Annotated in this window: 26 protein-coding genes and 1 pseudogene; 2 read left to right on the forward strand and 25 right to left on the reverse strand. The window is 61.0% G+C overall.

The window, feature by feature from the left end; all coding sequences use genetic code 11:
• From AC0L2C_RS16320 to ccoN, 13 genes and pseudogenes are all read right to left on the reverse strand, one after another.
• Positions 1–339, reverse strand: a pseudogene (locus AC0L2C_RS16320) (GGDEF-domain containing protein); the annotation flags it as partial.
• A 346-nt stretch (positions 340–685) separates the two neighbouring features.
• On the reverse strand, positions 686–1,867 hold the full coding sequence (gene ubiM, locus AC0L2C_RS16325; RefSeq protein WP_473523840.1) for a 5-demethoxyubiquinol-8 5-hydroxylase UbiM: 1,182 nt from the start codon (positions 1,865–1,867) through the stop codon (positions 686–688).
• Positions 1,868–1,991: 124 nt separating this feature from the next.
• A complete protein-coding gene (locus tag AC0L2C_RS16330; protein WP_473479540.1) occupies positions 1,992–2,369 on the reverse strand; it encodes a hypothetical protein in 378 nt (125 codons plus the stop codon).
• A complete protein-coding gene (locus tag AC0L2C_RS16335) occupies positions 2,370–4,271 on the reverse strand; it encodes a glycoside hydrolase family 127 protein (protein WP_473523841.1) in 1,902 nt (633 codons plus the stop codon). It lies immediately after the preceding gene.
• Positions 4,268–4,390, reverse strand: coding sequence for a hypothetical protein (locus tag AC0L2C_RS16340; protein WP_473523842.1), 123 nt, complete (start codon positions 4,388–4,390; stop codon positions 4,268–4,270). Before AC0L2C_RS16340 ends, AC0L2C_RS16335 begins: the two co-directional genes overlap by 4 nt.
• 220 nt (positions 4,391–4,610) lie before the next feature.
• The gene (gene ccoS, locus AC0L2C_RS16345; RefSeq protein ID WP_008871940.1) at positions 4,611–4,766 is read right to left on the reverse strand and encodes a cbb3-type cytochrome oxidase assembly protein CcoS; all 156 of its coding nucleotides are present in this window, start codon (positions 4,764–4,766) and stop codon (positions 4,611–4,613) included.
• A complete protein-coding gene (locus AC0L2C_RS16350; RefSeq protein ID WP_473523843.1) occupies positions 4,763–7,042 on the reverse strand; it encodes a cation-translocating P-type ATPase in 2,280 nt (759 codons plus the stop codon). The genes ccoS and AC0L2C_RS16350 overlap by 4 nt, the downstream gene beginning before the upstream one ends.
• Positions 7,039–7,536, reverse strand: coding sequence for a FixH family protein (locus AC0L2C_RS16355; protein WP_473523844.1), 498 nt, complete (start codon positions 7,534–7,536; stop codon positions 7,039–7,041). Before AC0L2C_RS16355 ends, AC0L2C_RS16350 begins: the two co-directional genes overlap by 4 nt.
• Positions 7,533–9,092 carry a cytochrome c oxidase accessory protein CcoG gene (gene ccoG / locus AC0L2C_RS16360; protein ID WP_473523845.1) on the reverse strand — a complete coding sequence of 520 codons (1,560 nt, stop codon included), beginning with the start codon at positions 9,090–9,092 and terminating at the stop codon, positions 7,533–7,535. The genes AC0L2C_RS16355 and ccoG overlap by 4 nt, the downstream gene beginning before the upstream one ends.
• Positions 9,093–9,259: 167 nt before the next feature.
• Positions 9,260–10,123, reverse strand: coding sequence for a cytochrome-c oxidase, cbb3-type subunit III (gene ccoP, locus AC0L2C_RS16365; RefSeq protein WP_473523846.1), 864 nt, complete (start codon positions 10,121–10,123; stop codon positions 9,260–9,262).
• Between the two features lie 2 nt (positions 10,124–10,125).
• A complete protein-coding gene (locus AC0L2C_RS16370) occupies positions 10,126–10,275 on the reverse strand; it encodes a CcoQ/FixQ family Cbb3-type cytochrome c oxidase assembly chaperone (protein ID WP_040591650.1) in 150 nt (49 codons plus the stop codon).
• Positions 10,276–10,286: 11 nt separating this feature from the next.
• Positions 10,287–11,018, reverse strand: coding sequence for a cytochrome-c oxidase, cbb3-type subunit II (ccoO, locus tag AC0L2C_RS16375; protein WP_077376382.1), 732 nt, complete (start codon positions 11,016–11,018; stop codon positions 10,287–10,289).
• A gap of 3 nt (positions 11,019–11,021) precedes the next feature.
• Positions 11,022–12,641, reverse strand: coding sequence for a cytochrome-c oxidase, cbb3-type subunit I (ccoN, locus tag AC0L2C_RS16380; protein ID WP_473523847.1), 1,620 nt, complete (start codon positions 12,639–12,641; stop codon positions 11,022–11,024).
• A 414-nt stretch (positions 12,642–13,055) separates the two neighbouring features.
• Between ccoN and AC0L2C_RS16385 the strand changes: the two genes are divergently transcribed.
• Positions 13,056–13,223 carry a hypothetical protein gene (locus tag AC0L2C_RS16385; RefSeq protein WP_473523848.1) on the forward strand — a complete coding sequence of 56 codons (168 nt, stop codon included), beginning with the start codon at positions 13,056–13,058 and terminating at the stop codon, positions 13,221–13,223.
• Here the strand turns inward: AC0L2C_RS16385 and AC0L2C_RS16390 are convergent.
• Positions 13,218–13,982 (reverse strand): Crp/Fnr family transcriptional regulator, encoded by a 765-nt coding sequence (locus AC0L2C_RS16390; RefSeq protein WP_473523932.1) that lies wholly within the window; start codon positions 13,980–13,982, stop codon positions 13,218–13,220. The two genes, AC0L2C_RS16385 and AC0L2C_RS16390, sit on opposite strands and share 6 nt — an antisense overlap.
• Before the next feature lie 156 nt (positions 13,983–14,138).
• Here AC0L2C_RS16390 and hemN point away from each other — a divergent pair, with 156 nt between their 5' ends.
• Entirely contained in the window at positions 14,139–15,488 is a 1,350-nt protein-coding gene (hemN, locus tag AC0L2C_RS16395) for an oxygen-independent coproporphyrinogen III oxidase (protein WP_473523933.1), read from the forward strand.
• A 152-nt stretch (positions 15,489–15,640) separates the two neighbouring features.
• Here hemN and AC0L2C_RS16400 read toward each other — a convergent pair whose 3' ends face one another.
• The 11 genes from AC0L2C_RS16400 to AC0L2C_RS16450 are packed head-to-tail and all read right to left on the reverse strand — an operon-like array spanning position 15,641 to position 25,389.
• Entirely contained in the window at positions 15,641–15,913 is a 273-nt protein-coding gene (locus AC0L2C_RS16400; RefSeq protein WP_473523849.1) for a DUF2274 domain-containing protein, read from the reverse strand.
• A gap of 12 nt (positions 15,914–15,925) precedes the next feature.
• Positions 15,926–17,140 (reverse strand): TraB/TrbI/VirB10 family type IV secretion system protein, encoded by a 1,215-nt coding sequence (locus tag AC0L2C_RS16405; RefSeq protein WP_473523850.1) that lies wholly within the window; start codon positions 17,138–17,140, stop codon positions 15,926–15,928.
• A gap of 13 nt (positions 17,141–17,153) precedes the next feature.
• Positions 17,154–18,179, reverse strand: a complete 1,026-nt coding sequence (trbG, locus tag AC0L2C_RS16410) for a P-type conjugative transfer protein TrbG (RefSeq protein WP_473523851.1) — start codon at positions 18,177–18,179, stop codon at positions 17,154–17,156.
• Positions 18,169–18,900 (reverse strand): conjugal transfer protein TrbF, encoded by a 732-nt coding sequence (gene trbF / locus AC0L2C_RS16415; RefSeq protein ID WP_473523852.1) that lies wholly within the window; start codon positions 18,898–18,900, stop codon positions 18,169–18,171. Before trbF ends, trbG begins: the two co-directional genes overlap by 11 nt.
• Positions 18,901–20,223, reverse strand: a complete 1,323-nt coding sequence (gene trbL / locus AC0L2C_RS16420) for a P-type conjugative transfer protein TrbL (RefSeq protein ID WP_473523853.1) — start codon at positions 20,221–20,223, stop codon at positions 18,901–18,903.
• A gap of 29 nt (positions 20,224–20,252) precedes the next feature.
• A complete protein-coding gene (trbJ, locus tag AC0L2C_RS16425; RefSeq protein ID WP_473523854.1) occupies positions 20,253–20,978 on the reverse strand; it encodes a P-type conjugative transfer protein TrbJ in 726 nt (241 codons plus the stop codon).
• Positions 20,975–23,425, reverse strand: a complete 2,451-nt coding sequence (gene trbE, locus AC0L2C_RS16430; RefSeq protein ID WP_473523855.1) for a conjugal transfer protein TrbE — start codon at positions 23,423–23,425, stop codon at positions 20,975–20,977. Before trbE ends, trbJ begins: the two co-directional genes overlap by 4 nt.
• Positions 23,419–23,691 carry a VirB3 family type IV secretion system protein gene (locus AC0L2C_RS16435; protein WP_473491893.1) on the reverse strand — a complete coding sequence of 91 codons (273 nt, stop codon included), beginning with the start codon at positions 23,689–23,691 and terminating at the stop codon, positions 23,419–23,421. The genes trbE and AC0L2C_RS16435 overlap by 7 nt, the downstream gene beginning before the upstream one ends.
• Positions 23,691–23,999: a TrbC/VirB2 family type IV secretion system protein gene (locus AC0L2C_RS16440; protein ID WP_008871922.1), complete on the reverse strand. Its 309-nt coding sequence runs from the start codon at positions 23,997–23,999 to the stop codon at positions 23,691–23,693. The genes AC0L2C_RS16435 and AC0L2C_RS16440 overlap by 1 nt, the downstream gene beginning before the upstream one ends.
• Before the next feature lie 11 nt (positions 24,000–24,010).
• Positions 24,011–24,979 (reverse strand): P-type conjugative transfer ATPase TrbB, encoded by a 969-nt coding sequence (gene trbB, locus AC0L2C_RS16445; RefSeq protein ID WP_473523856.1) that lies wholly within the window; start codon positions 24,977–24,979, stop codon positions 24,011–24,013.
• Entirely contained in the window at positions 24,976–25,389 is a 414-nt protein-coding gene (locus AC0L2C_RS16450) for a CopG family transcriptional regulator (protein WP_473523857.1), read from the reverse strand. The genes trbB and AC0L2C_RS16450 overlap by 4 nt, the downstream gene beginning before the upstream one ends.
• Positions 25,390–25,433: the final 44 nt, after the last annotated feature.

Genomic DNA, 25,433 nt, shown 5'->3' on the forward strand with positions numbered 1-25,433 from the left:
GTTGATCGCGGCCGCGGCATATGAACTGCCGTATGTAACCGCACCAGCTGAGATGCCCGCCAGAATAATCAGATGCAACGGCGCTTGCGGCGTTGTGTAGCCAACGGTAAGGACGGCAAGAAAGGACCAGGCAAACCCTGACAGAAGAGAAAGGATGCCAAACCAGCGAAGCCGCTGCGAAATCCCTGTTAAATCGTCCTGATCCCCCGTCTCGTTTAGCTGATAACGAGCGAGTCCGAGGCGGGCGGCATTTATGGCATTGATAACCAGGAACCAGATTGCGGCGGCAAAGCCCCCGCCAGAAAAGGCCTGCACCGTCAAAATCAGGCCTGATAGCATAGTGCTTATCGGCATCGATACGAAGAGACCGGCCTTCAGATCAGCAAGCTGATCTCCGAGGATTCGGCCTCCAGCGCGTTTTCTTTCTTCATGTTCGGCCGGTCAGCTTGCATCTCCTGCTTGTACGCAGCACATGTCTATGCAAGCCTACTAAAGGAGGGGTTAACTCTTCAGCGCTACATCAGCCTCTGGGCTGATCAGCCAAATCAAGCGCTGAGATAGTACTTCTCGGGGCGACATTTAGGGCCTGCCGCGGGAAGCTGCCGCCTCTGCGTGCAGGGGCAGCGATTACTCCGGCGAATGAGGCCCTTTTCATCGCGCAAGGTCCAAAGCTGCTGGTACGGTTTCATCGCCTAAGCATGGCCGAAATGCCATGCCGCATAAAGGGGGCATGTTGGGCGAACCGAAGCCCCACATGTCGTGCAAGCCGTGCCGCCGGGTGCTCGCTTGAGTAGAGTGCGACGAGAATGTTCGTGCCGTGGAAGAGCGGCGCCGCTGACAGGCGCAGCCACCTTTCGTATCCGTGCAGCATGTCGGGATCGGCAATCTCGCGACCGTCGCGACATGCTGCTAGGATTCCATAGGCGAGTTGCTTCTGGCCGCTGATACCGATGTTGAAACCATGCGCAGTCACCGGGTGCATGCCGATGGCAGCGTCGCCGATGAGTGCGGCGCTGGGAGCTCGGAATTTGTGCGCCCAAGTCGTGACCAGCGGATAGGTATGGCGCTTGCTTGCCAAGGTCATTTTTCCAAGGCGCCCTCGACACCGGTTCGTCAATTCCCTCAGAAACAAATGGTCGCTGAAGGCAAGCAGTCTATCGGCCTCGTTTGAGCGCAGGGTGAGCAGCAGCGACGACACTCCCTCCGCCAGGGGCAACATCGCTATCGTCTGATGGTGATCGAACCATTCGATTGCCACCTGGTGGTGGGGGCGCTCATGCCGCACCCGGCATATTAGCATCGAGTAGCCAAGCCGATTGATATCGGCGCCTATGCCGAGCAGATCACGAGTGGCCGACAGACGTGAATCGGCGGCAACCACAAGGCTAGCGTTCAACTGCACGCCATTAGACAGCGTTACGAGTGCTCCTGTGTGGCTGATTGTTGCATCTACGACCGAGTGGCCGCACAGCAGCCGCGCGTGATTCTGCACGTGGATTGTCTTGAACAGCGCGTCGCGGATCCGGCAATTTGGGACCAAAACTCCGAGGGGTTCTCCAGACCCGCTGGGAGGATCGAAACGCAGAGCGAAAGGGCTCGAACCGTTGAGCACGCGCGCGCCGTGAAGCTGTGATTTGTCCGAAGCGGGGATGGCATCCCAGGCGCCGATCTCGCGAAGGATTCTGATCGAGGCGTGGGTCAGCGCGATTTCCCGGCCGTCAAAAGGCGGATTGGCGAGAGTATCAATTGAGTTCTGTTCGACAACTGCGACCTTGAGTTGGCTTTGAGCGAGTGATGCGGCGAAGCAAAGTCCGACCGGCCCCGCTCCAACGACAATGATGTCGAAGCTGTCATCGGAGTCGGCCATCAGCGTGGCGCCATCGCGTAGGCTCTCCAGTGCCCAAGCACGAGCTGCGAAAAAACGCCTCTGATGCTAGTTAAGCACGACGCGCACAAGCTATGGCCGCCTAAATAAGTGGCAAGCCGCCTCATCAGCGGCAGATGCTCACAAAGCCGTTGCTTGACGGCTGTAGCTGGCAAGTAAGCGGTCGATCGGGCCGTTGCTGCGGCGCGATCTCGCGATCCTGGGAACGGAACTGCTGCTGCTGCTGCTGGTATTGCTGCCGCCGCAGCCTGTTCTCCAGCATCAATAATTCGTTCTGCTCGACCAGCCCATTGCGATTGGCGGGGTTGAGGACTGGTGCCGAGGCGACTGGATCCGGCAACGTCGCCGTTCCCAGCATTCCCGACATGAAGATCGTCAATAGGCGAAATCGCGACATCCGTTCACTCCTGCAAACAAAACTTTGGCATACTCCGCTCACCTGGGCAGATAGCCAGCCAACCAACGGGTTTCTCACCTCGGCCATTCAGCTTTCCAGCAGCCACACTTGCATCGAGCCTTTTGCCCGATTGTTCCAGAGATAGTATGGCAGGGCGGTTAGCCGGCAGTCCGAAGCGATGGGGGGCGTATTTCTGTATAGGCTGTCTCCCCAGCCTTGGTCTTCGACGCGCTGCGCGGAGGCAGTCAGCGTGACCACGCCATCGAAAAGATCGCCCCGTTCCATCGTTTCGATCTTGGACTCTCGCGGCAGTGTGAGCTGCTGCACGGGCGCCCCGGGATTGTCGACCTCTTCAACGCAATAAACCAATGGTCCGCGCTTAAGCGCCACCCGGCCGATATCCTGCTTGACCGAGGGATGAGCATAGATGCGCTCGGGAGAAATCGGTAGTTCGAGGGCGATGGTGTCTCCGGCATTCCATAGCCGCGAGATCGCAAGATAGCCATTTCTGGTGCATGCCGTCACGTCGACTGCACATCCCCCGACCGAAGCTTCGGCTTCATGAGCCCAACCGGGAATGCGGAGGTTGATCGTGAACTCGGTCGGCGCGTTAGGGCTGACCTCGATCCTGATCGAGCCGAAAAATGGATAGGCGCTGGTTTCCCGCAGGAACACATTGCCCGTAGCGAGTTGGATGTTCGTCGAAACGCCGCCGTAGAGATGGAAGGCGATTGCGTTTTCACTGGCCGAGACGAAATAGCCTCCGATAGAAGCAATCAGACGAGACGAATTCATCGTGCAGCATGGGCATGAGTGCCAGGCCCATCTGCTGCGTCGCCCATCGCTCTCGAGCGGATTGGAGTAGAAATAGCGCTCGCCATCGCGCGAAAGGCCGGTCAGCGCGCCGTTGAACAACGCCTGTTCCAGAACGTCGGCGTATCGGCCGTCGAGTTCGAGATGCAGCATGCGATGTGCCCAGAAGATCAGGCCTACTGAGGCGCAGGTCTCCGCACACGCCGTATCGTTCGGCAGGTCGTGATCCTCAGTAAAGCCTTCATTCGCGGCAGCCGGACCCAAGCCGGACGTGATGTAGATTTTCGAGGAGATGACGTCGGCCCAGAGCACCTCGCATGCTTTCTTGAGGCTGTCGTCATTCAGTTCCGCCGCGAGGTCGGCCATGGCAGAAAGCATGTACATCGCTCGGACCGCATGTCCGACCACCTTAGTTTGCTCGCGCACCGGCCTGTGCGACTGGTTGTACTCATATCTTTTCGCCCTGAAATCCCTGGGGTTCTCCCCGCGCGCGACCGCTTCCTGATCGAAGTAGTGCGGCTGACGCCCGCGCTCATTCATGAAATAGGCCGCGAGGTCGAGATGCATTCTGTCTCCAGTCAAGCGATAGAGCTTAACGAGGGCCAACTCGATTTCCTGATGGCCGCAATAGCCGCGCTTCTGGCCGGGGTTCGGGCCGAATGTGTTGCGCACATGGTCAACATACCGCTCAAGGATGTCCAGGAGCCGGCGCCGGCCCGTCGCGAGGAAGTAGGCGATACCGCCCTCGAGCAGATGTCCAAGATTGTAGAGTTCGTGATTGTCGCGCAGGTTGGTCCAGCGCTTGTCGGGCTCGCGCTGCAGGTACCAGCAGTTCAGATAACCGTCGGCAGCCTGCGCCTTTTCGAGATCATCGATAATGTTTTCGATCCATGCCTCGATGTCGGGATCACGCCTGTGTGACAGCGCGTAGGATGCTGCTTCTATCCACTTGCCGGCGTCGGAATCCCAGAACACCTGCCCGGAATCGTGCTCGTTGACTGGGACGCTCAGTGGCAGCGACTGGTTCGGCAGTGTGAGGGACAGCAATACACCTTGCTTGCCAAGCTGGACGTGCTGGCTGGGGATGGTCCGTGTCAGCACCGTCTCCAGCCGCTCGCGCCAGAATTGCCCCTCCAGCGCGACATCAACGAACCGAACTGGCTTGAACTCGCTCATTCGAACGCATCGGCTCCTGCAATGACGTGCGCCGGCCTGGTCACGGCTTCGACAATGCCGGCGCCCCCGGCGAACATGGCCAGCACCTGACACCGCTCAGCTTCCGTCCGGCCAGACATGCGTTCTCCCCTTGAAAAGACTCGTCCATTGAAATCAGGGCGATGAGGAGACAGCACTGATCTGGGTCAGCCAGACACGACAAACCCGCGCCGCCAGTCTATCCGCTCCGTTGCACTTGGAACACGTACAACGCCAGCGCTCGTGCGGCCGTGGGAGGTACTTCGTGGCATCAGCCGCTTGCATGGCGGAATGGGCCACGCAGGCCCTCGAGTGACGGAATCAGCGTTCCGGCCTCTCGTCCCGGTCAATGAGGATACGCTCGGCGGCTCCGTCGAGATCCTCGTATTGACCACTCCTCAAGGCCCACAGGAAGCCAGACAGTCCAAGCCCGCCCAACAACAGAGCCACCGGTATGAGATAGACCAGGATTGTCATGAGGGTTGCGTCAATGTGCCGGTGTGGGAGCGGCTATCAGGCGGAGCAGTTCTCCTTGGCACGTCTGGCACAAAACCTTGCAGCCTCGACGCATTGCCAATGACAAGCAGTGATGAGGCCGACATCGCGATTGCCGCAATCAATGGTGTTACCTGCCCCAAAATGGCGATCGGGACGGCAATGGCGTTGTAGACAATCGCGATGGCGATGTTTTGCCGGATCAGTTGTCCGGCCTTTCGCGAAACGTCGAGGGCAAGGGAGACGGCCGAAAGGCTTTCGTGCAGGAAAACGAAATCCGCAGCTTTGCGGCCGACATCGGCCGCCGTGGCTGGAGCGATCGAGACATGTGCCGCGCCCAGCGCAGGGGTGTCGTTGAGGCCGTCGCCAACCATGAGCACCTTGTGGCCGTCCTTCGCCAGGCTTTCAATATATTTGACCTTGCCCGAAGGAAGCAGCGCCGGAACAAAGTGATGTATCCCCAACGTCGTCGCGACCTCGCCGCAGGCAGCCCCGGTATCGCCCGACAGCATTTCCACGGAAACTCGGGCGTTGTTCAATTGCTCGATGGCCGCCCTGGCGTCCGGACGCAGCGCGTCCTTGAAGACAAAGGACGCCACGATGATCCCGTCTTTGGTCAGAACCGTTCCGCCGTATCTGCTTTCGCCACCGGTTCGGGCCTTCCATCCAGCCCAACCGCGCCGCCCCAGTCGCCAGGTGCTTCCCCTCGCGGTGGCTTCGATGCCGAATCCGGGGTGTTCGCTGACAGCTTCGAGCCTTGGCTGACCGGCGAAACCGGCAAAGGTGGCAATGGCGTTTGAATGCGGGTGACGGGAGTGCGCGGCCATCTCGGCAGCGATTGCCAGCATGGCCGGATCGACTGACGACGCATTGACGAGCCGGGGCTGTCCGAGCGTAAGCGTTCCTGTCTTGTCGAACACGGCCGTGTCGATCGCCGCCAGGCGCTCCATGGCCGAACCATCCTTGACCATGACACCGCTTTCGAACAGACGCCGCGCAGCGACCACCTGCACGATCGGCACGGCGAGACCGAGCGCACATGGGCAGGTGATGATGAGAACGGCGATTGCGTTTGTTACTGCCCGGTGCCAATCGCCGGTCGCCGCCATCCAGCCAAGGAACGTCAGGAAGGCGGTCAGATGAACCACTGGAGCATAGAGCGCTGAAACGCGGTCGGCGATCCTGCGATAATGCGCGCGACCGCCCTCGGCGGCTTCCATCAGCCGGACCATTTCGGCCAGGAAGGAGTCTTTTGCGGCGGCTGTCGCCTCGACCGTCAGTGGGCCGGTGAGATTGTGCGTGCCGGCCTGCACGGTTTCCCCTGTCGCCACGGTTCTGGGTGTGCTCTCACCGCAAACCAGTGAACAGTCGAGATCCGAAGAGCCTCGAATGACCTTGCCGTCGACGGGAATCCGATCGCCGGCAGCGATCAGCAACTGCATGCCTGGTTCGATCTCGCCAACCGGCCGGTAGTCGCGCGTGCCATCGTCGCGCAATACTGTGGCGCCGCGCGCCGCCAGCCGTGACAGACCGTTCACCGCGGTCCGGGCACGCTCGCGCATCACGTGATCAAGCGTGCGGCCGATCAGCAGGAAGAACAGCAGCGATACCGATGCATCGAAGTAAGCGTGATCGCCATGGTTGATGGTTTCGTAAAGGCTCATCGCGTAGGCGAGCGAGACACCAACCGCAATCGGCACATCCATGTTCATGCGGCCGTGACGCAATGCGTTCCATGCCGAGCGGAAGTAGATGCCACCAGCGAAGGCGAGCGCGGGGATGGCGATCAGTGCCGAGACCCAGTGGAACAGGTCGCGGGTCGCACCTTCAGCGCCGGACCAGACCGACATTGAAAGCAGCATGATGTTGCCCGCTGCAAAGCCGGCAACCCCCACGGCCCGGATCAGCTCCGATAGCGTCTTGTCCTTCTCCCCTGTCTCGGGCGCGAACAAATGCGCTTCGTATCCCAGCCGTCCAAGCGCGGCGACAAACGGTGGAACCTCATTTCCGCGCCACCGGATCGCAACCCGTTTCGTCGACAGGTTGACACGTACACCCTCGACGCGATCGAGTTTTCCAAGCGCCCTCTCGATACTCTGGATGCAGGCTGCGCAATGCACCGTCGGGACCGAGAGATCGGTTTGGTGCAGATCGCCGCCAAGCGAGCGGCTCGCCAGCCTGATCTCCTGGCTTGATGGCAGGACGGATATGCTGCTTTCCAGATCCAACGCGTCGGCGCCCGGTGCACAACAGCTCATTGTAACGCTCCATGGGAAATTATAATTCGACGGACGTCGCGATAGGGTTCTGCGAGGCCAGCATCGGCGTCGACTTGGACGATCCAGACGCCGTCCCTTGGCGTATGCTGGGCGGCAAATTCCTGGCTCGCGGCGAGCGCAAGCATGACGGCTTTGTCCTCGGCCTCGTAGGCGGGATGACGGAACAGGAGCCGGACGCCGTGCAACTGGACCGCTTTGCCGGCGGCATCGCTGAGGCCGTAGCGGACCTCGCCCCGTGCGATGGTCAGTTTGCCGGTCCAGCCGAGTGCGGCCTGCGCGCGCCCTTCCTCGGCCATCCGGTTGAACTGCTGGCTCGCGACATAGGTATTTTCGACGACAAGACCGGTCCAGCTTGTGCTGGCGAGTGTTGCCATGGTCAGGTTCACACCAACGATCACGCCGAAAAAGCTAAGGATGATACGCAACATATGCCTGCCGGTGAATTCGGGGGGCCTTCGTGCATTGACGCTCATCTAACGATCTCCGGTGCATTGAACGTGGCCGTGTATTCGTCCGACTCGAAGCTCGCCTTGTCCTCGACCCGGAACTTGAACGTCTGCGCTTGGGCGTTGATCTGTTCCGCCGGCTGGCGGACGAAAACCTTCAGCATCTTCAGCCGGTCCGGTTCGACCGGAACGGAGAGGGAGCGATCCGCAGGCATGTCGATCCCGACGACACTCATCTCGGCATCGGCCAGGCCCTGCATGGTGACGACGATCGTTCTTGGCTCAGGGATCATGTTGAGCAGCTTGACGGTGTAACCATTGCGGATCGAACCATCGGACAGCGTGACGAACTGCGGATTGCGGTCGTGCAGAACGTTGACCTCGAGCCGATCGCGCGTCAGCAGCGAGTAGAGTAAGGCGAGACCGACCGCCGACCACGCACTCATGTAGACGAAGGTGCGCGGTCGAAAGATCTTGCGGACATGGAAATGGGCTAACCTGTCGGAGAAAGCGCTGCCGTCTGTCCGCACCAGCGACGGATTCACCGAGCAAGCGCCGCCTGCGGTCGCCGCCGCCATGTTGGCGTTGTAATCGGACAGCGTCGCATAGGAGATTAGCCCGCGGTCCTTGCCGAGTTTGTTCATTACGCCGTCACAGGCGTCGATGCAGAGCGCGCAGGTGATGCATTCGAGTTGCTGGCCGTCGCGGATGTCGATCCCCATCGGACAGACCGCGACACATGCATTGCAATCAACGCAGTCTCCAACCGGCTGCCCTGCGGCAAGAGCCTTCTTGGCATGGCGCGAACGGGGTTCCCCGCGCCAGTCATTGTAGGTCACAGTGAGCGAATTCTCGTCGAGCATGGCCGCCTGGATGCGCGGCCACGGGCACATGTAGGTGCAGACCTGCTCGCGCATCAGTCCACCGAATGTGTAGGTGGTTGCCGTCAGCACGCCGATGGTGATGTAGGCGACCGGCGCAGCGGTGCCAGCGAAGAGCTCGCCAATCAGAGATGGCGCATCGGCGAAATAGAAGATCCAGGCGCCGCCGGTCGCTGCCGCTATGGCCAGCCAGGTGGCGTGTCTCGATACACGCAGCACAAGCTTGCGCGCAGTCCAGGATCCCGCGTCGAGCTTTATGCGAGCATTGCGATCTCCCTCGATCGCACGCTCTACAGCTAGAAACAGATCGACCCATACCGTCTGCGGGCAGGTATAGCCGCACCAGGCTCTGCCAACGGTGGATGTGATCAGGAAAAGGCCGATGCCGGCCATAACGAGAAGGCCGGCCACATAGTAGAATTCCTGCGGCCAAATCTCGATGAAGAAGACATAGAAGCGGCGGTTGGCAAGATCGATCAGCACGGCCTGGTCCGGTGCAAACGGACCTCGGTCCCAGCGCAGCCAGGGCGTCAGATAATAGATCGCCAGCGTGATCGCCATCACCAGCCATTTGAAGCGACGGAAATTACCCGAGATTCGCTTCGGGAAAACCTTCTTGCGTGGGGCATAAAGCGGCTCACGGGTGTTGGGGGAGGCGATCGCTTCTGCTTCGGGCGGTTCTGTCTGCGTTTTATCACCCACGTAGCATCTCCAGTCCCGCTGCCGATGTCAGGGCCGCCCATCGAACAGCCTCGCCGTGGGCGGTCCGCCCCGTGTTGATGCAGGTCGCAGCCGGAATGGTGTCGAGGCCCGGCTCGCGCCGGGCCTCGTCGCTTGGCAGGGGGAGGGCCGAGAATAGGCTTCCGTTCCTATTCTCCGCCGCCAAGCGAATGGACATAGACCGCAAGTTCCTTGACCTTGACCTCGCCGAGACGCCCACCCCAGGCCGGCATGACGCCTTGCTTTGGCGCGCGAACCTGCGCGGCAATAGCCGTCTCGCCCGCCCCGTAGAGCCAGATCGCGTCGGTCAGGTCGGGTGCGCCAAGCTCCGTGTTTCCCTTTGCATTATCACCATGACAGGCGGCACAATTCTCGGCGAAAACATTGGCGCCGGGTATGACCATTGCTTGATCGCCAACAGGGCCGGAGAGACTCGAGACATAAGCGCTGACCTGTGTAATCTGCTCGGGCGCAATGATGTCACCAAACGCCGGCATTTCCGACAGGCGCGTGTCGGGGTCGGAGGCAACGCGGATGCCGTGCGTGATTGTCTGCTGGATCTGCTCGGCCTTGCCGCCCCACAGCCAATCGTCATCATTCAAGTTGGGAAAGCCCTTCGAACCCTGGGCGCCGGAGCCATGGCACTGAACGCAATTGACCTTGAAGGCGGCGCCACCGGCCGCGATAGCAAATCCGCGCAAAACATCGTCGGCGGCAATCTCGGCGACAGTCTTCGCCTGAAGGGCGGCAACATACTTGCCCTTGGCGACCTCGGCCGCTGCCAGCTCATTCTTGACATCGTTGCGGCTGGAATAGACGAGCACGCCTCGGGTGGCGGAGCTTAGCATAGGCCATGCGGGATAAGCGATGGTGTAGCCGATCGCCCAGACTATTGTGACGTAGAAGGTGATCACCCACCAGCGCGGGAGCGGATTGTTGAGCTCCTTGATCCCGTCCCATTCATGGCCGGTGGTCGAGACGTCGGAGACTTCGTCAATGTGCTCACCGCTCATGATCAGTCGTCCTTGAGAGGGATTTGAGCAGCTTCGTCGGCTCGCGTCCTGCTGCCGGGACGGAGCGCAAAGGTGATGCATCCGACGAAGAACAGCGCCATAGCGAGCAGGCCCCAAGTGTCGGCAAACGCCCGCATGAAGTTGTAGGTCATCACCATTCTCCTCAGCGGTAACCGGCGGCTTCGTCGTAGTTTTTGAAATCGACCAGAGTGCCAAGCATCTGGAGGTAAGCGACCAGCGCGTCCATCTCGCTGACCTGTTGCGGATTGCCATCGAAGTCACCGAGCTTGGCCTTTGGATACCGCGCTTCAAGACCGGACGTGTCGATGTTGGGATCTGCCTGCGCCATGAGATCGGCATTCGCGCTCGCGATCATGTCGTCGGAGTAGGGCACGCCCACACGGCTGTTCGCGATCAGGTGCGTCGAGAAGTCCTTCACCTCAATCGGCATTTCTTTCAGGAACGCGTAGCTCGGCATTATCGATTCCGGCACCACGGAGCGCGGATCGACAAGGTGCTGAACGTGCCATCCATTCGAATAACGGTCGCCCACCCGCGCGAGATCCGGTCCTGTGCGTTTCGATCCCCACTGGAACGGGTGGTCGTACATCGACTCGGCCGCCAGGCTGTAGTGCCCATAGCGCTCGACCTCATCGCGGAACGGCCTGATCATCTGGCTATGGCAGAGGTAGCAGCCCTCGCGCACATAGATGTTGCGGCCGGCGAGTTCGAGCGGCGAATAGGGCCGCATGCCTTCGACCTTCTCGATCGTATTGTCGAGATAGAAGAGCGGCGCGATCTCGACGATGCCGCCGATCGTCACCACCAGAAGGGAGCCGACGAGAAGAAGCGTGGCGTTCTTCTCGATGACGGCGTGTTTGTCCATCAAGCCCATTTTTCAGGCTCCAGATCGCGCAGGTCGGACGGCGGCGATGGGACGCGGCATCGGTTTCTCCTCGCGCTGGTAGCCGAGGATTGTCATGGTGACATTCCATGCCATGATCAGGGCGCCGGACAGGTACATCGCGCCGCCGATGGCACGCATGATGTAGTAGAGATGCATGGCGGCGACAGTTTCGGCGAAGGAGAAGACCAGAAAGCCCTGCTCGTCGTATTCGCGCCACATCAGGCCCTGCATAACGCCGGAGACCCACATCACCGCGGCGTAGACGACGATCCCGAGCGTTGCCAGCCAGAAGTGCCAGTTGACGAGCCGCAGCGAATAGAGCCGCTCGCGGTTCCACAACTTCGGCACCATGAAATAGATCGCGCCGAACGAGATCATGCCGACCCAACCGAGTGCGCCGGAATGCACGTGCCCGATAGTCCAGTCGGTGTAGTGCGAGAGCGAATTGACCGTCTTGATCGACATCATCGGGCCTTCGAAAGTGGACATGCCATAGAAGGCTATGGCCATGACCATCATGCGGATGATCGGGTCCGTCCGCAGCTTGTCCCAAGCGCCGGACAGCGTCATCAGGCCGTTGATCATGCCGCCCCAGGAGGGCATCCAAAGCATGATCGAGAACGCCATGCCGAGCGTCTGCGCCCAGTCAGGCAAGGCGGTATAGTGGAGGTGGTGCGGGCCGGCCCAGATGTAGAGAAAGATCAGCGCCCAAAAGTGGATGATCGACAGCCGGTAGGAATAGACTGGCCGGTTCGCCTGCTTCGGCACGAAATAGTACATCATGCCAAGGAAGCCGGCGGTGAGAAAGAAGCCCACGGCATTGTGGCCGTACCACCACTGCGTCAAGGCGTCCTGGACGCCGGAGAAGGCTGAATAGCTTTTTGAACCCACGAATGAGACTGGCATCGACAGGTTGTTGATCACATGCAGCATCGCGATGGTCACGATGAAGGACAGGTAGAACCAGTTGGCGACGTAGATGTGCGGTTCCCTGCGCTTCAGGATGGTGCCGAGGAACAGGACGAGGTAGGCGACCCAGACGATGGTCAGCCAAAGATCCACATACCATTCGGGCTCGGCGTATTCGCGGCTTTCGGTGATGCCGAGCAGGTAGCCCGTCGCAGCCATGACGATGAACAGCTGATAGCCCCAGAACACGAACCAGGCGAGATTGCCGCCGAACAGCCGGGCGCGGCAGGTGCGCTGTACGACATAAAGGGACGTGCAAAGCAGCGCATTGCCGCCGAAGGCAAAAACCACGCCGGATGTATGCAACGGCCGCAAGCGGCCAAAGTTGAACCAGGGCTCGACGCTGAGATCGGGATAGGCAAGCTGCAGCGCGATGACCACACCAACCAGCATGCCTATGACGCCCCAAAACACCGTCGCGACGGCCCCGTAACGGATTGGACCGTCCATAAAAGCGGCGGGGTCTATCGGAACTGCAGGCTTGAACTCCGTATTGCGCAACAGGATCGCGGTGAAACCAGCTACGGCGAAGAACAACACCCACATATGCTGGCGGAAAGGTTCATCTACGCCGAAACCGGCAGCCACCAGGGCCGCAAAAGCAAACAGGCTTAGAAGCACGATCTCTGTGCCGAATTTCATCGCAAATCCCGATCTCGAATCCGGCGGACGCCAAATTCGCTGTGCATCAATTGCGCAGCCGCCGCCCGCTCGCCCTGATCCATGTCAGGGGGCCGCACGATTTTTCGGCAGCTAGGTTGACCTTCACGGCGGGCGGTGCGCTACGCCAACCGCCTGCCCGACCAGATCGAGCTGACGATCGTCGCACCAAGAAGGACAAGCCAACCCACTGGGTGCCAGGAAGATTAGGGAGCTCCTGATTCGGAGGCTCGCCGGCGATGTCCGCATGCCCTCGAAGAGCACGGCGCTTGCCTGCTCGATCGTCACGGCCTGTAAAGCGCGCCCGTCAGCGGCAGCGCTTCGGCACGCAACTATCACCAACGCGTTATGGTGCACGGACTTGTAAGGGGAGTTCCGGCGGGCGATAGTCGAATTGTGACCGACCAGGCCTCGCGCTACCTGCTCGCCTGCGAAGCGCTCGAATCGAAGAAGGAAGGACCGGTCATCGAGGTCGCCATCCGCCTGTTCAGGGAACGCGGCCTGCCTTCCGCCATCAGGAGCGACAACGGCCTGTACCTTCTCTTCGCCGAACGGCCTCTATAACCTGTCCAGGCTATCGGTCTTCTGGCTCAGGCTCGGCATCGCCATCGAGCGCAGCCGGCTCATGCTGTCCACCATCACATGGCGTGTGTTCTCGATCCGAATCACGCCGTCAGCCCGCAACTGCGTCAGCTGCCGGCTCACAGTCTCGTTCGTAATTCCAAGAAAATCAGAGATCTCGGCGCGCGTCAGCGGCAGATCGAAGGACGCTGACCTAGCTACCGGGTCAACACCGGAATCCATATTCCGAGCGATCATGAGGAGAAAACTCGCCACCTTTTCCGATGCGGTCTTGCGCCCCAACGTCACCAGCCACTCGCGTGCTTCATCAAGTTCATTCAGCGTCTGCTTGAGCAGGCGATGCTCGAATTCCGGCGACCCCTTCATCATCCGTTCGACGGCTGCCCTTGGAAACGAGCACAGCGTGACAGCTGTCACCGCTTCCGCACTGATCGAGCTTTCCACCTTAAAAGGACGTCCCAGAAAATGCGGTGCAAACTGGAGACCGACGATCTGCTGGCGACCATCGGAAAGGCTCTTTGTCAGCTTAACCACGCCTGAAACCAGGTTCGAATAGCTGTCGACCGCCTGTGCGTCGCCGATCAGTTCCACTCCTGACTCGATCTGGCGCCGCGAGCAAGTCTTGGCGAGCCCAACCAAATTGTCTGGACGAAGCGAACCGCAGACGCCGCGATGCCGTGCTTCGCAATGGACGCAAAGAACGGGGATACCGGAAGTGTAAATGTCTCGCCGTACTGACATGCGCTCGCTCAACCCGATCCCAAGTGCCGGCAGGATACCAATCTAAGGTAGAAAAATCCTTGCGGCAGTTTGTCCGAGTTGCTGATTGACCGAAATCAGGGCTTTGGCTTGCCAATAGCCCAGAGTTCCAGCGATGCAAACATGGTGGACCACGACATGCAGTCCGAATTAGCTGCCCGGGTTGGCGAGAACGTCCCGCGTTATACCAGTTATCCGACTGCACCGCATTTCCACACGGGCGTCAATCCTGCGGTTTATCGTGGCTGGCTGGAGGCGCTCAAAAGTGGCGGCGAGATCTCGCTCTATCTGCACATCCCCTATTGCGACAGACTCTGCTGGTTCTGTGCGTGTCATACCAAACAGACGCGCCACTATGAGCCGGTGACGGCCTATCTGCGCTCGCTACACGCGGAGATCGCGACGGTTGCGGGACTCGTCTGCGGCAAGGGCCATGTCCGCGCAGTCCACTTCGGCGGCGGTTCGCCCACCATGCTGAAGCCCGGGGACATGGTGGCGCTTGGCGCGTTCTTGCGGGACAGCTTCGATTTTGTCCCGGACACAAAAATCAGCGTCGAGATCGATCCAAACGACATGGATGAGGCGCGCCTTGATGCGCTGGCCGAAATCGGCATGACCAGGGCGAGTCTCGGCGTCCAGGATTTCGAGCCAAAAGTGCAAAAGGCAATCAACCGCGAGCAAAGCTTTTTGCAAACGAAAGCTGTCGTCGACGGAGTTCGCTCCCGCGGCGTCGGTTCCGTCAATCTGGACCTGCTTTACGGATTGCCTCACCAGAGCAGGGAGAGCGTCTGTTCCACCGTAGCGCAGGCGCTGACCCTGGAACCGGACAGGATGGCGCTGTTCGGCTACGCGCATGTGCCCTGGTTCAAGAAGCATCAGACGATGATCAAAGAGGCGTGGCTGCCTGGCCCCACGGAGCGGTTGGCGCAATCGCAACTCGCTGCGCGAGCGATTGTGGACAAGGGGTATGAAGCAATAGGGCTCGATCATTTCGCCCAGCCAGGCGATGCCTTGGCGATAGCGGCCCGCGCAGGGGCTTTGCATCGCAATTTTCAGGGCTACACGGAGGATCGCTGCGAGACACTGATCGGGCTTGGCCCTTCGTCCATCGGCCGTTTTCGCCAGGGCTACGTGCAGAACAATATTTCAACCGCCGAGTACGGAAGTATGGTTGCGCATGGCGGGCTGGCGGTTGTCCGCGGTATCGCGCTTTCCGACGACGACCGCGTTCGCGGCTGGATCATCGAGAGGCTGATGTGTGATTTCGCCTTCTCGGCAGTCGACCTGGTGGAACGCTTTGGCAAAGCCGGCCAGAAGCTCCTTCTTGAGTCGAGTACCATGGCCCTCCACGATCCCGTTCGATTGCTCGAACTGGATGGCGACCGTTTCGTCGTGCCGGCTGAAAGTCGCCCATTCGTCCGAAGCATCGCGGCCAGGTTCGACAAATATTTCCAAAGCGGAAGGGCCAGGCACTCGGTTGCAGTTTGAGCCAAAGAGTGCGGTCGCAGTGACGTGCTCCCCTGTTTGCGTCCATTTGTGAGTGAGCCTGTTCACGTGTGATCCTTGACGGATCGGGTTACATATTCAAGCGGAGTTAGCCCATCGAGGCTCGTGTGCGGGCGGTTCACGCATTGCCTCGGTTACTCCGAATCTGAGCCTGCCAGACGCCGCGACTTCTCCGGCATGCTGGACGTCGGCAAACCTTCTTTTCTGGCCTTGGCAAACGCTCGGTCGCCTTCCAGAAACCCCGCCAGCATGAAAGGGATGAGTTCCGCCACCGTTTCAGACTCGCCATAGGTCTGACGATAAAGGGCAGCATACTCCTTGAGTGCTTGGCCCAACTCCGCGCTGAGGGTGATGGTAATCTTCGAAGGTGTTCGGTCTGGAAGCTTTCTAAGTTTCAAGTTGGCCATATTCACTCCCGCTCAACTCGCGTATGGCCGTAGCACCAGATCCTTGTGCACGATGACGCGCAGTGGCCAACCTGGGCGGATGGTGATGGTGGGCTGAACATTGAGGTTCTTCTCGGTGATGCGCTGGCCGGCTTGACTGACGTTCTGCTGAGTGGATTCCCGGATCGCTTTGACCAGATCGCTTTCGTTTTCTCCAAAACTTAACTCGGTGCCGACGCCCAGCAATGTGGCCAGTGCGACTCCCTTGATCAGCTGCCAGGTGTGGAAATCGATCTTGTCCTTGAGCCCGGCATAGCCGGCAGTGTCTGTCGCCGGCAGATTGTCGATTTCGATCGAAGAACCGTCTGGGAGTATTATTCGCTGCCAAACCAGAAGCGCCCGTTTTTGCCCAAAAGCGACGACGCTGTCATAGGTCCCGATCAGCCGCGAGCCTTGCGGGATAAGCAGGATGCTGCCGGTGAACGTGTCGTGCACGTTCTCGGTGACCTGCGCGACGACAAACCCGGGCAAGTCGGAATTTATGCCGGTGATGAGACTTGCGGCGATCACGCTGCCGGCCATGAGCTGATTTGGCGAAGCTGGCGTCTGCAATGCATGCGGGTTGTAGATCCCGCTGGTGTTGCGCTGGCTGACAAAATCGAGCTTGCGTTGTTGATTGTTCTGATCGCCCTCAGCCGGGGCAACGGAATCTGACGGCCGAGCGGCATCAGATTGCGGAGGCGCCCCGAACGGCTGCTGGGCACTTTTCGCGTTACCGCCGATGCCCGCCTCCATGGGTCGATTTTCAATGCGGAAGAAGACTTGTGATTCGCGCGCCTCAATCGCCTGCTGGGCAACGCGCTGCTCCTCGGCGGAGTTGTCCTGCCCTGGCGCGATGCCGAGCTGTCGCCGCCGCTCAAGGATGGGGCGACCGAGGTCGCCCGGCAGTGGTGGTCCAAGCACAGGAGGGTTCGGCTTCACTCCGGAATAGTCCTTGGGAAGTGTTTCAAGTCCTTCAGGGGTTGGCTTGCGGTCAGTGTTGTAGAGATCTTCCGCCTGTTCTTTGAAGCGAAGCGCCGGTCCCTGCAGCGCCATCACCGTGACGCCCAGGATGGCACCGGACCCGACGGCAGCGATGGCGATGATCACGCCGCGCCTGAACCGCACGGCGCGGCGGGGCGAGGCCCGTAACTGCAGCTGCTCGGGATCGAGTTTTGGCGGAGCATTGGATTGGGAAGTGTCGGTCATAAGGCCCCTCTCCTCACCTGCTGGAGCGCGCAAAGAGAGATACGCGACGCGGCGGTTGCCGGCCGTCCGTCCTTGTGATGCGCACCACTTGCTGCTGCTTGGTGCCGAGGCGTAGTTCGGCCGCGGCGAAGAGCCGATCGACAATGTAGTAGTTGCCGCGCATGCGGTAGTTGACGAGCTGGTTGCCCCCGTCAGAGCCGACGATGAAGAGTGGCGGGGCCTCTCCCTGATCTATGCGGCGCGGGAACTCGATATAGACCTTGCTGCCATCATCGAAGGCTCGCGTCGGTCTCCAGGGCGGTGTGTCGCCCCTAATTGAGTAGCGAAAGCGAATGTTTTCGAGCGCCACATTCGACGCCACCGGCATGGTAGCCTCGACCTGAGCGTTGCGCTGGCGGAGCGCGACGATCTGGTCCTCGCTGTACGTCCAGGAGATCGCCGCCATAGCGGTCTTATCCGTGCTTTGAAGCTGCAAATGGTAGGTGCGTCGTTCCGTGGTGATCACCAGATTGGTGCTAAGCCCCGGCGCGAAGGGTTTTACCAGCACATGGGTGCGCTGGTCGTCGCCGGTGCCGCTGACGGTATCGCCGATGACCCAGCGCACCGTGTCCCCGGCTGACACGGCTGTCAGTTTCTCGCCCGGCTGTAGGGCGATATCGGTGACGCGCTCCGGCGCGGCATAGAGCTGATAAAGCGCGCCATCGGTGAAGGGATAGACCTGCACCGCATTGACGTAGCCGTACCGGGTGGGTTGCTGCGTCGCCGCCTTGTTGGCGTCGGCGACGCGTTCTTCAGGAGAGCGCTTGTCGTCGGCGATTTTGCCCGGTTCTGGCTGCAACTGGCCGGGGAGCGGCAACGGCTTTGGCACCTCGACTATCTTGACCGGTGTCTCTGGCGCCTTCTCGATTGCCGCTGCTTTGAAGTCGGCAGCATCATACGAGATTTCAGGCGGCACCGGCTTCGATGCGCAGGCCGAGAGAACTGTTGCCGATGCGGATAGGATCAGCGCGGCACAGAACGATTGGGCTCTATTTGTCATCGGCGGGCTCCTTCGGGGAAACGGATGTCGGTGCGGCACTGTCGAGCTCGCGCGACCAGTCGATGGCGTTGATGAATACACCGAGCGGATTGTTGCGCAGCTGATCCGTATTGCTAGGCGGGCGGATCACGATGGTGAGGATCGCGGTCCAGCGCGTGGTGCTGGCAAGGCTGCCGCGCTCAAAGACCTGCTCAGTCCATTTGACCTGGAACGAGCTGTCGGAAGCCCTGACCACACTGGTCACCTGGACGGACACGCTGCGCGTTCCGATCTGACCGAAGGGATCGTTTGCCTTGGCGTACTCATTGAGGAAGAGTGCCGCACGGTCGGTGGCAAGGTCGTAAGCCGCCAGCCAGTTCTGCCGCACCAGCACCGGATCAGTGGAGACGGAACGGACATTCTGCATGAAGCGGCCGAGGTGCCAGGCTATCTCGGCGTCGGAGGGCTCGTAGTCTTGGATAGCCGGCGCGACGGCGCGTGCCTCGCCGAAGCGGTCGACCTCGACGACGTAAGGCACAACACGGCTCTGCATCGACTGCCATACGAGTCCGCCAGAGAGCCCGGTCGCCAAGGCCAGACAGCCGAGGGCCATGAGCCGCCAGTTCCTAGCCTGTACTCGAGATGAGCCGATGCGCTCGTCCCATAGCTGGGCGGCCTTTTGATACGGCGTGACCGGTTCGGGTGTCTTGCCGTAACGTTGAACGGGTCGCTTGAACAGCATCTAGTCATCCTTGTCGTTGAGAGAGGGATTGGCGCTGCCTCCCGGCCTGTCGCCTTCACGGACAGCCTGCATGGCGGCGTGGCGGTGGGCACGGGCGGTCTGTTCGGAACGCAAGCGCCTTGCCCACGTCGGAGCGGCATTAGGATCGGCAGCGGTTGGGTTTCCAGTCATGGACGCGGTGGGCGCACCACCGGTCGCGGTCCATGCCGCTTCCCGGCCGGCATCGGCGCTGCGCCCGAACGTTCCCGCGGCAGCTCTTGCTGCTCGCATCGCGGCGCCGCCGGCGGCACTGGTCACGCCCTGCAATCCAGCAGCCACACCGGACAGGCTGGTGTGGGGCGAGGTTGCTCGCCCGATCTGCCAGGCCGTTAAAGCAGCCGATCCCATCGTTGTGCCGGCCCGAATTGCGGCGAGACTGCCGCCGGCTGCCATGCGCGCGCCAGCAAATGCCGTGCCTCCGGCAACGAGCGATGCACCAGCAGCCGCCGCAGTCGTGCCAAGTGCGGCGCCCGCTCCAAGCTGCGGCGCGCCGGACACTAGACCCGACGCGATGCCGGGCCCAAAGATGCCGAGCCCAAGCAACGCCAGCGCGCCCAGCACCTGTGACATCGCGGCGGCCAGGTCCGGCTCCTTGCCTTGCAGCGCGGAAGCAAACTCGCCGAAGAGTGTGGAGCCGATGCCGACGATGACGGCAAGTACCATCACCTTGATGCCTGAAGAGATGACATTGCCGAGCACGCGTTCGGCCAGAAACGTCGATCGATTCCAGAGTGCGAAGGGAACCAGAACAAAGCCGGCAAGCGTGGTGAGCTTGAACTCAAGGATTGTGATGAACAGCTGAATGGAAAGGATGAAGAAGGCGATGATGACCAGGAACCAGGCCATGAGCAGCACGAAGATGGTGAGCGCGTTGCCGAAGATTTCTGGAAAGCCGAGCAGCTGACTTGCCTGATCAAGCAGCGGCCAAGCGCCTTCGAAACCGGTCGCGGCGATGCGGCCCGGGCGCAGGAGATTGTCTGGGGAGAGATTGCCGGAGGACGCGTTGATGCCGAGCCCGGCAAAGGAGCGATAGATGATGTCGGCGAGGTTCTTAAAATTATTCAAGATGAAGGCGAAGACGCCGACATAGAGCACCTTGCGGGTAAGCCGGCCGAGAATGTTGGGCTCGTCGCCGAGCGCCCAGGCCAGCCCGGCCAGCGTGATGTCGATGCCGATCAGGATGGTGGTGAGGAAGGCGACGTCGCCCGAAAGCAGACCGAACCCGCTATCAATGTAGCGGATGAAGGTCTCCATGAAGCGATCGATGACGCCAAGGTCGTTCATGCCGCCGCCTTCCTCGTCAGAGTTGGTGATCAGTTGCCGGGATAGGCCGAGCCGGTACCCAGGAAGCGCTTGGTTGTCTCGCGGGCGGCTTCCTCGGACTGCGCCTTGCGCGCGGCATCCTCGGCCTCAGCTCGAAACTGAGTCGCGAGCAGTGTTTGGATCTGCATCTGCTGCTTGGTCGAAAGCGCGATCAGCTGGTTGGTGGCCTGGCTTGCCTGAAGCGCACCGGCTGCCCCTTGGCTGCGGTTGACGAGATCGGCAAGCAGGTCGCCGTCGGCGCGGGCGTTCTCGACGATCTGCGACTGGACCCGCATGGTCTGGCGGAACGCCTGCATGGCGCTCTGCCAGCGCTCGCGCGCTGCGGTTGCCACATCGCTGACCTTGATCGTGGCCTCGTAGCTTTCCGGATATTGGCTGCGCCACTGGTCTTGAAGCTTGCCCAGATCAAAGCTGAGGCCACTCGCCTGGTCCATCAAACCGTCAATGCGATGGAGCGAACCGGAGAGTTGGCCCACGGAAGAGAAATCCAGACGCTGAAGATTGCGCGCCATGTTCTGCAGCATGGTTGCCTGGTTCTGCAGCGACTGGATCTGGTTGTTGATCTGCTCCAGCGCGCGCGCCGCCGTCAGCACGTTCTGCGCATAATTGGATGGATCGAACACGATAAGGGCGTAGGCCGGCTGCACATAGTCGGCCATTGGCTTGGCGATCAGGGAAACGGTGATCAGGCTGGTGAAAAGACGGCGTCCAATCATGAGGATTGCTCCATGTCTGGTTGAGGGAATTGCTGGAGAAGCTCGGCAGCCCAATCGAGGCCGCGCGCGCTCAGAAAGCGGGAGGCAAAGCTGTCTTGCCCGTCTTCGGACTGGATTTTGTCGATCAGGGTCTGCGTCGCCGGATCGGAAGCGCCGCAAAGCGCAAGAGTGATGGGGCCAAGCCCGAGCTCGAAGAGACGATTTCCGCTACGCGACTGAAGATAGTAGTGGCGCTTCGGCGTGGCGCGGGCGATCAATTCGATCTGCCGCTCGTTCAAGCCGAAGCGCTCGTAGGCTGCCCGCGCGTGCGGTTCCACAGCACGATCATTGGGAAGGAAAATGCGCTGGGGGCAGCTCTCGATGATCGCCGGCGCGATCGAAGAGCCCGCGATATCAGCCAGCGATTGCGTAGCGAAGATCACCGAAACATTCCGCTTTCGGAGCACCTTCAGCCATTCGCGGATACGGGCGGCGAAGAGCGGATTGTCGAGATAGACCCAAGCCTCGTCGAGCATCAGCAGCGTCGGCCGTCCACCGAACCGCTCTTCAAGACGATGGAACAGGTAAGTGAGCACAGGCAGCACAGCGCCTTGGCTCTGCATCAGCTCTTCCGTCTCGAAACACTGCACATTCGATAAGGCCAGCCGATCATCATCGGCGTCGAGCAGGCGGCCGAAAGGACCATCGAGTGTGTAGGGCATCAACGCGGACTTCAGCCTGTTGGACTGAAGCAGGACCGAAAGGCCGGTCAGCGTGCGTTCCTGCGCCGGCGCGGTGGCAAGGCTGGTGAGTGCCGACCAGATTGCCTCCTTCACCTCCGGCGTGACGGTGACATTCTCATGGGCAATGAGGCCGGCAATCCACTCGGCTGCCCAACTGCGGGCAGCCTGGTCGCCGATATTGCGCAGGGGCTGGAAGGCGAGCGCACCGTCAGCACCCAGCGCGTGGTGTTCTCCACCCGTGGCAAGGACTGCCGCGCGCGCCGAATTGCCTTTGTCGAAGACATAGACCTGCGCGCCGGCATAGCGCCGGAACTGCAGTGCAATCAGGGCAAGCAGCACCGATTTGCCGGCGCCGGTCGGGCCAACGATCAGCATGTGGCCGACATCGTCGACATGGGTGGATAGCCGGAATGGTGTCGACCCGTTGGTCTCTGCGAACAGAAGTGGCGAGGCCTCTCGCTGGGTGACCTTGGCGAGATGCTCGTTCGCCGTAGGACCTGCCCAGACCGACGACAACGGCATGAGATGCGCAAGGTTCAATGTGTGAACGAGCGGCTGGCGAATATTGGCATAGATATGACCAGGCAGCGAGCCGAGCCATGCCTCGACCGCATTGACGCTTTCGCGGATGGTGGTGAAGCCGAGCCCATTGATGATGCGCTCGACCGCGCGAAGTTTCTCCGCGGCGGCTTGATGGTCCTCATCCCACACTGTCACCGTTGTGGTGAGATAACCGAAGCCGACATGGTCGCCGCCCAACGCCTGAAGGGCTGCGTCGGCATCGAGCGCCTTGTTGTCGGCATCGCTGTCGACCAGCGGGACAGGTTCGTTGGTCATGACTTCGCGCAGGATGGCCGCGATCGATTTGCGCTTGGCAAACCACTGGCGGCGCAACCGTGTCAGCGTCTTCGTGGCTTCCGTCTTGTCGAGCGGGATGAAGCGCGTCACCCAGCGATAGGCGAAATCCCGATGATTCAACGCGTCGAGAATTCCGGGCCGCGTGAGATTCGGGAATCCGAGGACGGTAAGGGTGCGAAGATGGTGTTCGCCGAGCATCGGCTCCAAGCCGCCGGTAAGCGGCGCGTCGACCAGGATGCCGTCGAGATACATCGGTGTTTCCGGGACAGCGAGTGGATGGCGGCGGGTCGAGATTGTGCCGTGCAGGTAACTCAGGGTCTCGGCATCGTCGAGCACGCGCACCTCGGGCATGAAGCCGGACAAAAGATCGAGGACCCGGTCGGTCTCGTCGCGAAACCGCGCCAGTTCCTGGGGCCAGTCTCTCCCGCCGCCAGATTGGTGTGCGTCAACGAGCGCGCTTTCAGCCCTCGCCCGTGCGTCCGGGGGCGGCATGAACAGCAAAGTCAGATGATAGCGGCTCTCGTAATGCGCGACCTTGCCCTCAAAGGCCGCGCGTCGTTCTTCATCGACCAGCCAAGACGCGGCGTCGGGAAAGGTTGAGTTAGGATAGCCGAGCGCCTCTATGCGCTCGGCTTCGAAGAACAATGCCCAGCCGGAGCCGAGCCTTCTCAACGCGTTGTTTGCCCGGGCGCAGATGCCGACAAGTTCTGCTTCCGTCGCGCTTTCGAGATCGGGCCCGCGGAACCGTAAGGTCCGCTGAAAGCTGCCGTCCTTATTGAGCACGATGCTGGGCGCGACGAGCGCTGCCCAGGGCAGATGGTCCGCAAGTTTGTCGGCTTTGCTGCGGTATTCTGACAGGTTCAGCATGCCAACCATCCCTTCAGACGAAGGTGACGAACGAGCACGCTGGCGAAGTCTGGATCGCGTCTTGTGGCAAAGACCGCCAGCGTGTGGCCGGCAATCCACAGCACCAGCCCAGCGATCCACTGCTGCAAACCGAGGCCGATAGCTGCGGCCACCGTGCCGTTGAGGATCGCCACCGCTCGCGGTGCACCGCCCAGCAGGATGGCTTCGGTCAATGCCCGGTGAACGGGAACCGCAAAGCCCTCAATATGCTGCTCTCCAGCGGCCATCAGACGAGTGCTCCGCCGCCAAAGGAGAAGAAGGAGAGAAAGAAGCTCGATGCCGCGAAGGCGATCGACAGCCCGAAGACGATCTGGATCAGCCGGCGGAAACCGCCTGCGGTGTCACCGAAGGCAAGGGTTAAGCCCGTGGTGATAATGATGATCACGGCGATAATCTTGGCGACCGGTCCCTGTACAGACTCCAGGATCTGCTGCAGCGGCTGTTCCCAAGGCATGCCGGAGCCTGCTGCGCGGGCTGAGACCGTGAGAACAAGCACGAGCGCGGTGGACGAAAGAAAGCGAAGCTTCTTGCACATGAATTGGCCTTTCAAAACTGCTGAAGTTGCGGGAGCGTCAGTTGGGTGACGGCGTAATCGCCGCTGCCGTCGAGACCGGTGACCTCGGCGATGGCGTCAACGCGGCGCGAGGATCCGCGCCCGGCGATGAAGACAATCAGATCGATGGCATCGGCGATCAGACGGCGTGGTACAGTGACGACGGCTTCCTGCGCGAGTTGCTCGATCCGGTAGAGGGCGGAGCGCGCCGAATTGGCGTGAACCGTTGCGATGCCGCCGGGGTGGCCAGTGTTCCATGCCTTCAGCATATCGAGGGCTTCCGCACCCCGGACTTCGCCGACGACGATGCGGTCGGGCCTGAGCCGCAGCGTCGAGCGTACGAGATCGGCAAGCGTCACAGAGCCCCGTCTTGTCCTGAGTGCAACGCAGTCCTTGGCAGCGCACTGCAGCTCGCGTGTGTCTTCGATCAGGATCACCCGCTCGTCGCATTCCGCGACTTCGACCAGCAGCGCATTGGCGAGCGTGGTTTTACCCGATGACGTGCCGCCTGCGACCAATATGTTGCGCCGCTCGCGCACGGCCTTCCTCAGCGCATCGGCCTGCAGCGGCAGCATGATTTGGTCGGCGACATAGTTGGCCAACGTGTAGAGTTTTGCGGCCGGTTTACGGATGGCGAAGCATGGCGCCAGAACGACTGGCGGCAACAGCCCCTCGAAGCGCTCGCCCGAGGGCAGTTCGGCGCTGACGATCGGACTACCCGCATGCGCCTCGGCACGCACATGGGAAGCGACCAGGCGAACGATGCGTTCCGCCTCGGATGGGTGCATATGCACGCCGGTACCGACCCGACCTTCTCCCAGCCGGTCGAGCCGCAGCGCACCGTCGGGATTGACCATCACCTCGACAACAGATGAATCGGCAAGGGCCTCAGCGATTGCCGGGCCCATGGCGGTGCGCAACATGGCACGATGGCGATGGTCGACCTCCGGATGAGAACTCATCCTTCCCCTCCCCCGCCATTATCCGTCCCAAGCGACCGTTTGCCGGAGGCGATCTGGCGGCCCACTTGCTCGACGAAATTGTCGAAGCGCTCCTGGGCAATCGCCTGCGTCGCCCTGTCCGGGACTGGCGTGTGAGCATGAAGCGTGATGGAAAAGCGAATGAAGAGCGCCAGGCTCTCTAGGATCATCTCGACGTCGCGTCTGACATGACCGAGGTCACGAGAAAGACGGTCGAGCCTTACGCCGTAGCGCCGGTCGAGCTCGTTCTCGCCACGCCGCTCGATAAAGGCCTCGACTGCCTTCGCCACGATCGCTGATTTGGTCGTCGATGGATCGCGGTTGAGGTCGTCCAGTTTCTTGCTCAGGTCGGGTTCGAGCAGAAACTGATGACGAATGCGCTGAGGGCTCATGTGGCTCGTTCCAACTGTCCCAGCGCTGTTGCGCGGGCGGGAAC

The sequence above is a fragment of the Mesorhizobium sp. WSM4845 genome, from assembly GCF_055811455.1.